Annotated in this window: 6 protein-coding genes and 1 pseudogene; 3 read left to right on the top strand and 4 right to left on the bottom strand. The window is 63.3% G+C overall.

The genetic code is table 11. The features are described from left to right. From ABIN98_RS14255 to ABIN98_RS14240, 4 genes and pseudogenes are all read right to left on the bottom strand, one after another. Positions 1-316: pseudogene (locus ABIN98_RS14255) on the bottom strand (ABC transporter permease); the annotation flags it as partial. Between the two features lie 13 nt (positions 317-329). Continuing rightward, positions 330-1,379, bottom strand: a complete 1,050-nt coding sequence (locus ABIN98_RS14250) for an ABC transporter permease (protein ID WP_346910951.1) — start codon at positions 1,377-1,379, stop codon at positions 330-332. Then, on the bottom strand, positions 1,379-2,953 hold the full coding sequence (locus ABIN98_RS14245) for an ABC transporter ATP-binding protein (protein ID WP_346910949.1): 1,575 nt from the start codon (positions 2,951-2,953) through the stop codon (positions 1,379-1,381). The genes ABIN98_RS14250 and ABIN98_RS14245 overlap by 1 nt, the downstream gene beginning before the upstream one ends. 85 nt (positions 2,954-3,038) lie before the next feature. Next, positions 3,039-4,160 carry a BMP family ABC transporter substrate-binding protein gene (locus ABIN98_RS14240; protein WP_346910947.1) on the bottom strand — a complete coding sequence of 374 codons (1,122 nt, stop codon included), beginning with the start codon at positions 4,158-4,160 and terminating at the stop codon, positions 3,039-3,041. A 485-nt stretch (positions 4,161-4,645) separates the two neighbouring features. On the opposite strand from ABIN98_RS14240, the gene ABIN98_RS14235 reads away from it, so the two are divergent. From ABIN98_RS14235 to ABIN98_RS14225, 3 genes are read left to right on the top strand one after another with little or no spacing between them, the layout of a single operon-like run. Further along, complete coding sequence (locus ABIN98_RS14235) at positions 4,646-4,948, top strand: hypothetical protein (protein WP_346910946.1); 303 nt, start codon at positions 4,646-4,648, stop codon at positions 4,946-4,948. Further along, positions 4,945-5,643 carry a Rieske (2Fe-2S) protein gene (locus ABIN98_RS14230; protein WP_346910944.1) on the top strand — a complete coding sequence of 233 codons (699 nt, stop codon included), beginning with the start codon at positions 4,945-4,947 and terminating at the stop codon, positions 5,641-5,643. Before ABIN98_RS14235 ends, ABIN98_RS14230 begins: the two co-directional genes overlap by 4 nt. Then, positions 5,640-6,272 (top strand): glutathione S-transferase family protein, encoded by a 633-nt coding sequence (locus ABIN98_RS14225; RefSeq protein WP_346910942.1) that lies wholly within the window; start codon positions 5,640-5,642, stop codon positions 6,270-6,272. The genes ABIN98_RS14230 and ABIN98_RS14225 overlap by 4 nt, the downstream gene beginning before the upstream one ends. Positions 6,273-6,285: the final 13 nt, after the last annotated feature.

The raw sequence follows: 6,285 nt of genomic DNA, 5'->3' as shown, positions 1-6,285 counted from the left end.
TGCTCGAGGCGAGCCCGGAGCCGATCAGCGTCAGCGCCAGACCGCACAGGACCTGGTTGGCGCGCACGATCACGGTGGCGAAGGCAAAGACCGCGCCGAACAGCGCACCGACGGCAAGCGCCGCCAGGAAACCGAGCATGGGCGACGGCACCGCCGTCACCGTGGCGATGCCGGTGATCGCGCCCATGGCCATCAGTCCTTCCACGCCGAGATTGACCACACCGACCCGTTCGGCCAGCACCTCGCCGAGGGCGGCGAGCGCCAGCACGCCGCCGGCCAGGAATGCAGTCGTCAGAAGACCCGTCAGAAGATCCATCGGATAGACACCTTCACGCTTTCTCGCGGATCACGCGGTAGTAGGACAGCTCGTCGCCGATGGCCGTCAGGAACAGAATGAAGCCGGTAATGGCCAGCACGATCGAGGTGGTCAACCCCTGCGTCTGCAGGATGATCCCGGAATTCAGGATCAGCGCCATCAGCGCACCGGAGAAGATCACCCCGATGGGCGATCCGCGCGCCAGCACGGCGACCATGATGCCGAGATAGCCGAAATTGTTGGAAATGCCGCCCTGGAGCCGGTGCACGGTTCCGGCGATTTCCAGCATGCCGGCGAGCCCGGCGATGGCGCCGGAGAGCAGCATGACGGTGATCAGGTGCTTGCGCACCGGAATGCCGACATATTTGGCCGCCGACGGGTTGGAGCCCACGAGACGCACCTCGTAGCCCCATTTGGAAAAGGCCAGCACGGCGGCAACCAGAATGGCCAGCCCGATCGCGATCGGAAAGCCCCAATGGACGATGCCCCAGAAGGACGGGACTTCCGCCGACAGCGGCGGTGTCGCCGAATTCGCCATGCCGCTGCGGTCGCGCCACGGGCCGGTGGCGACATAATAGACCAGCAGCGTGGCGACGAAGTTCAGAAGCAGCGTGGTGATCAGTTCGTTGACGTTGGCATAGGCGCGCGCAAGCGTCGGAACCAGGATCCAGACGGCTCCGCCGACGAGGCCCGCGACGAACATCAGGATCAGGATCAGCGGTTCCGGCCCCGGCACGAACAGGCCGACAGCGGTGGCGGCGAAGGCGCCGGCATAGAACTGGCCTTCCGCCCCGATGTTCCAGGCGCCGACCTGCTGGCCGACGGCGACTGCCAAGCCGGTCAGGATCAGCGGAATGACCAGCACGCCCAGATCCTCCAGACCGAAGGTTGAACCGAAGGATGAGGACAGCACACGGCCGCCCAGTTCGAACGGGTTCATGCCGGCAACCGCAACGCCGATCCCGGCGACGACAAGGGCGATGACCAGGGCCGCCACGCGTGCTGCCAAAGCGATGCCCGGATGGGCGGACGGCATGCGTTGAAGACGAAGAGATCCGAACATCACGCGACCTCCTTCGCCTTGGTGCGCCCACCCATCAGGAGCCCGATTTCCTCGATGTCGAGATTGTCGTTCTCCACAGTGCCCATGATCCGGCCTTCATAAAGGACCGCGATGCGGTCGGAAAGATTGAGCAGCTCCTCCAGTTCCTCGGAGATCAGCACGATGCCTGCACCTGCGTCGCGCAGTTCGACGATGTAGCGCAGCATGGTGTTGATGGCGCCCACATCGAGCCCGCGGCTCGGATAGGCAGCAACAAGGACCTTGTCGGCGATGCGCATTTCCCGGCGCGCCACCAGACGCTGCTGGTTGCCGCCGGACAGGTTGCGTACCGGCATGCCGAAATCGGGGATCGCCACATCGGCAGCCTCGGCGATTTCCTTGGCCAGCGTCAGCGCGCCGCGCGGATTGTAGATGCCGTGGGGAGATACGGGCGCCCTGCCGTATTCGCGCATGACCGCATTGGCGGTGATGCTGAGCGCGGGAGCCAGACCGCTATGCAACCGGTCTTCGGGAATATGGCCGATGCCGAAGGCGGCGAAGGCGGCCGCATTCGCACCCTTCATCGACTGACCGTCGACGATGACCTCGCCGGAAGAAGCAGAGCGGACGCCGGTCAGGACCTGGCTGAGTTCGCGCTGGCCGTTACCGGCCACGCCGGCAATGCCGAGAATTTCGCCAGCCCGCAGTTGCAGGTTGATGTCGTCGAGCGCCTTGCCGCCGGCCTCATCAGTGACGCTGACCTTGTTCAGAACCAGCACCGGTTCCTTGGATACCGGAGCCGCGCCCGGCGCGCGGGCGCGCATGTCGTCAAGCACGATCTCGCGGCCAACCATCAGGTTCGCCAGCATATGGGCGTTGCACTCGGAGGTCTGTTTCGTGGCGATCTTGCGCCCGCCGCGCAGGATCGAGATGCGATCGGAGATTTCCATGACCTCATCGAGCTTGTGGCTGATGAAGATCACCGCGTTGCCGTCGGCCACAAAGTCGCGCAGCGCCCTGAAGAGTTCCCGCGCCTCGGCCGGCGTCAGCACTGCCGTCGGCTCGTCAAGGATCAACAGGCGTGCTTTTCGGGCAAGCACGCGCAGGATTTCGACGCGCTGCTGCTCGCCGGTCGACAAGTCGCTGACCGTGGCGCCGGGGCGGATTTCCAGATTGAAACGTTTTGCAAGTTCGGCCGTGCGGCTTTCCAGCACGGATTTCGACGCCCGCTTCGGCGTCTCGTCCCAGCCGAGGTGAATGTTTTCCGCGACCGTGAAAGCCTGCACCAGCTTGAAATGCTGATGGACCATGCCGATGCCGGCCGCGATCGCCTGCAAGGGGGTCGCGAATTCGCGGCGGTAGCCGTCGATGAGGATTTCCCCCGCATCCGCCTGGTAGATGCCGGTCAGGATGTTCATCAGGGTCGACTTGCCGGCGCCGTTCTCGCCGAGCAGGGCATGAATCTCGCCCGGCATGACCTCAAGGTCGACATTCTCGTTGGCGATGACGCCGGGAAAATACTTGGCAATGCCCTGCAGCCGGACGATCGGTGCGGTTCCTGGCGGGGGAGTGAAACTGTGTTCGGCGTCGGTCATCAGCGCTTTGGACTTGGGGAACGTGTCAAGGCGGGAACATCCGGGCGGCACCAGGTGCCGCCCGGAAAGTGGTTGGGGAAACCGGTCAGCTCTCGAGGCCTTGAACGCCCTCGACGGACCAATCCCAGTTGTAGAGTTCCATCTCGGTCATCTTCTGACCTTCCTCGACGCGGACCTTGCCGTCCTTGTCCTTCAGCTCACCCACGAACGGCGACCATCCGCCCATGATCTTGGTACGGACTTCGTCGGCGGCCTTGCCGACTTCTTCCGGAACGTTCTGACCCCAGGCGTCACGGTCGATGCCACCGCCCATGGGCAGGATGTTTTCGCTGGATGTCCAGGTGCCTGCCAGACGCTTGCCGACCTGGTCGACGTAGAAGTCGTTCCAGTCGCAGACGACGGAGGAGACATAGGCGTTCGGGCCGTAACGGCGGATGTCGGTGTTCCACATGGCCGCCCAGACGCCGCGCTTTTCGGCAACCTGCAGGTAGCCGGCCTCGTCCATGATGCCGAACAGGAAGTCACAGCCGTTGTCGACCAGCGCGGTGCCGGCCTGGGTGGCGGCCTGCGGGTCGAACCAGGAGTTGATGACGATGGTCTGCAGGGTGGCATCCGGATTGACCGTGCGTGCGCCCATCAGGAAGGCGTTGGTCGAGGCATAAACGGATGCGACCGGGAAGGACGCCACGTAGCCGAGCTTGCCGGTCTTGGACAGGTGGCCGGCGGCAACGCCGATGACATAGGTCGGATACCAGTGCGCCAGGTAGTACCAGCCCAGGTTATCCATGAGGGCGTGGCCGTTACATTCCATGAAGGCCACTTCCGGAGCGCGCTTGACGACCTGGTGCAGGAAGTCGCCCGTCGACGACGTGTCGAAGATCATGTTGGCGCCTTCGGACACGAACTGGCGATAGGTGCGCGTCGCGTCGGCGGAGTAAGGCACGTTCTCGACTTCGAGGATCTTGGCAAGCTTCGGGTAGGCTTTCTTGACGGCAAGAAGGCCCTGGTGGTGCGTCCAGGTCCAGCCTTCATCCGTGATCGGGCCGACATGGCCGAAGCCGATGACGGCATCTTCTTCGGCAACCGCCGGAAGAGGTTCCGCCGCAAGGGCTGATGTCAGCATTCCCTTTGGCAGAAGCAACGAAGAACCGGCCACGGCGGTCATATTCAAAAAGCCGCGCCGTGAAAGATTGCGAATGCTGTTCATGCTCATGTCCCTTTATTCTCAAATGGCCCGTTAGGGGCTGCGAATTGGAAAGCTATCGGCCCCCAGTCGAAACTCTGGCCGAATGATCGCCGGGGACGAACACAGCACGATCCGTGCCAATTGACGGACGGCAGCAAATCGGTTGCCCCTCGCCCGCCTGCGGCGATGCTGCGGCACCTCAAACCAAGTCTTTTCGGGGTTCGCCGACGGCGTTCGCAAAGCCTGCAGCCGTTCCGGACACCCCGCAAAAACCGGCCTGTTTTCTGCCTTTAACCGGTTCATATCCAGCAATCTCAGGAAACCGTTCCAAAAAGGACTTGTTCTGAATAGTGCAAATTTTCCGACGACCATGATGCCGCAGACGCAACACTTGACACCCTCGAAAGAACGGCTCTATCAACGCCTGAACGGAAAATTTGCACATCAATAAGGCGCTGATTGTTTTTTAGGCAACCGCCTTCAAAACAGGCGGCACCGAGGGCCAAATGGCGGAAGGGAGCAAGGGCGTGAAACGCGAGCGGGTCATCTTCACATTCAGTGGAAGGATCGTTCCCGACAGCTTCGTCGCCTTCGCGCGCCATCGCGCCGCAAAGCTCGACCTTCCGCTGGCCGTGCTTGCCAGCGACGACAGTTCCGTTGCGGTTGCGGTCGATGGACAGGTGGACCTTGTCGACGCGTTCGACATGGCCTGCAGCCTTGGGCCCCATGATTGCATCGTGCTCGACGTCGAGCGCTCGCCCGCGCCCGCCGCCCTTTTTGAATCCAGAAACGAGAGGACAGGACAATGAGCTTGCAGGACTGGTATCCGCTTGCCCTTTCCCGCGACATCGCGGCGGGAACATCGGCCGGCACCCGGGTCTTAGGCGAGGAATTCGTGGTCTGGCGCGACAGCAAGGGCGCCGTGCATGCCTGGGACGACCGTTGCCCCCACCGAGGCATGAAGATGAGCTTCGGCTTCGTGCGCGGCGATCACATCGCCTGCCTCTACCACGGCTGGCAATATGATACGGCCGGGCAATGCCAGTACATTCCCGCGCACCCGGACCTGGAAGTCCCCCAGACGATCAAGATACCGCGCTTTGCGACCATCGAGGCCGGCGGCATGATCTGGGGCTGCTTCAATGGTGAAGACAGCGCCACGCCGCCCGCCCCCGATCTTCCGTCCGAGATCACGCCCCTGCGGAGCATCTTTGCCGATTGCCCCGCGCCGCTGATGGTCGCGCAGATCGCGAAGACGACGTTCGGGGAGACCACACCGGACGTGGCCGCAAAGACGGACCGGATCGTAGACATCACGCTCGGCGACATCAAACTGATCGCAGGTGTTCAAGCCATCGCAGACGGCGAGAGCGCGCTCCATCTGGTCGCCCTGGGCGAACTGGATGCATCGAAACTGAAGCCGCTTTCGCTCTGGGCGGAGCAACTGCGCCGGGACGCGGAAGCCGTGGCCAAGGCAAGCGCAACCACGGAGATTGCAGCATGAGCACGCCGACCCTCTACAATTACGACCTCGACGAGAACTGCTACAAGGTTCGCCTGATGATGTCCTGCGTGGGCACGGAGGCAAAGCTGGTGGCCGTCGACGTGGTGCCCGGCCGCGAGCATCTCTCGCCAGCAATCCGTGCGATGAGCCCCTCCGGCTCCCTGCCGATCCTCAAGCAGGACGACCTCGTGCTCTACGAGGCGGAAGCGATCCTCTCCTGGCTCGCCCGCGCCTACGATCCGGACCGCCGCTTCCTGCCGGACGATCCCGACACCTTCGGCAAGGTCATGATGTGGCTGACCTTTTCCGCCCGTGAACTCGATGCCGCCGTCGATGCCCGCGCTACGGCCATGATGGATGCGCCCGGCGACATCGATGCTCTGCGTGACGCCGCCCGCGAGGCGCTGCGGATCATGGACGACCACATGACCCACCAGCATTTCGACGGGCTGGAGTTTTTCGCAGGTGCGACCGCGACCATTGCCGATATCGCGTTGTTCCCGTCCTTCGCCCTCAGCCGGGACTTCAACATCGACCATGACGCCTTCCCGGCCCTGCGCCGCTGGGCGCGAGCGGTCCGGAAACTGGACGGGTTCATCACCATGCCGGGCATTCCCGAGTACCATTGAGGCGGACATGAGC

Origin of the sequence: uncultured Roseibium sp. (assembly GCF_963675095.2) — a bacterium.
Lineage (GTDB): Bacteria > Pseudomonadota > Alphaproteobacteria > Rhizobiales > Stappiaceae > Roseibium.
This window is presented reverse-complemented; position numbering and strand designations above follow the sequence as displayed.

Bases quoted from the DNA above. Each gene is read 5' to 3' on its own strand.
- ABIN98_RS14240 (WP_346910947.1), bottom strand. From the start codon at position 4,160: ATGAACAGCATTCGCAATCTTTCACGGCGCGGCTTTTTGAATATGACC.
- ABIN98_RS14245 (WP_346910949.1), bottom strand. From the start codon at position 2,953: ATGACCGACGCCGAACACAGTTTCACTCCCCCGCCAGGAACCGCACCG.
- ABIN98_RS14235 (WP_346910946.1), top strand. From the start codon at position 4,646: ATGGCGGAAGGGAGCAAGGGCGTGAAACGCGAGCGGGTCATCTTCACA.
- ABIN98_RS14230 (WP_346910944.1), top strand. From the start codon at position 4,945: ATGAGCTTGCAGGACTGGTATCCGCTTGCCCTTTCCCGCGACATCGCG.
- ABIN98_RS14225 (WP_346910942.1), top strand. From the start codon at position 5,640: ATGAGCACGCCGACCCTCTACAATTACGACCTCGACGAGAACTGCTAC.
- ABIN98_RS14250 (WP_346910951.1), bottom strand. From the start codon at position 1,379: ATGTTCGGATCTCTTCGTCTTCAACGCATGCCGTCCGCCCATCCGGGC.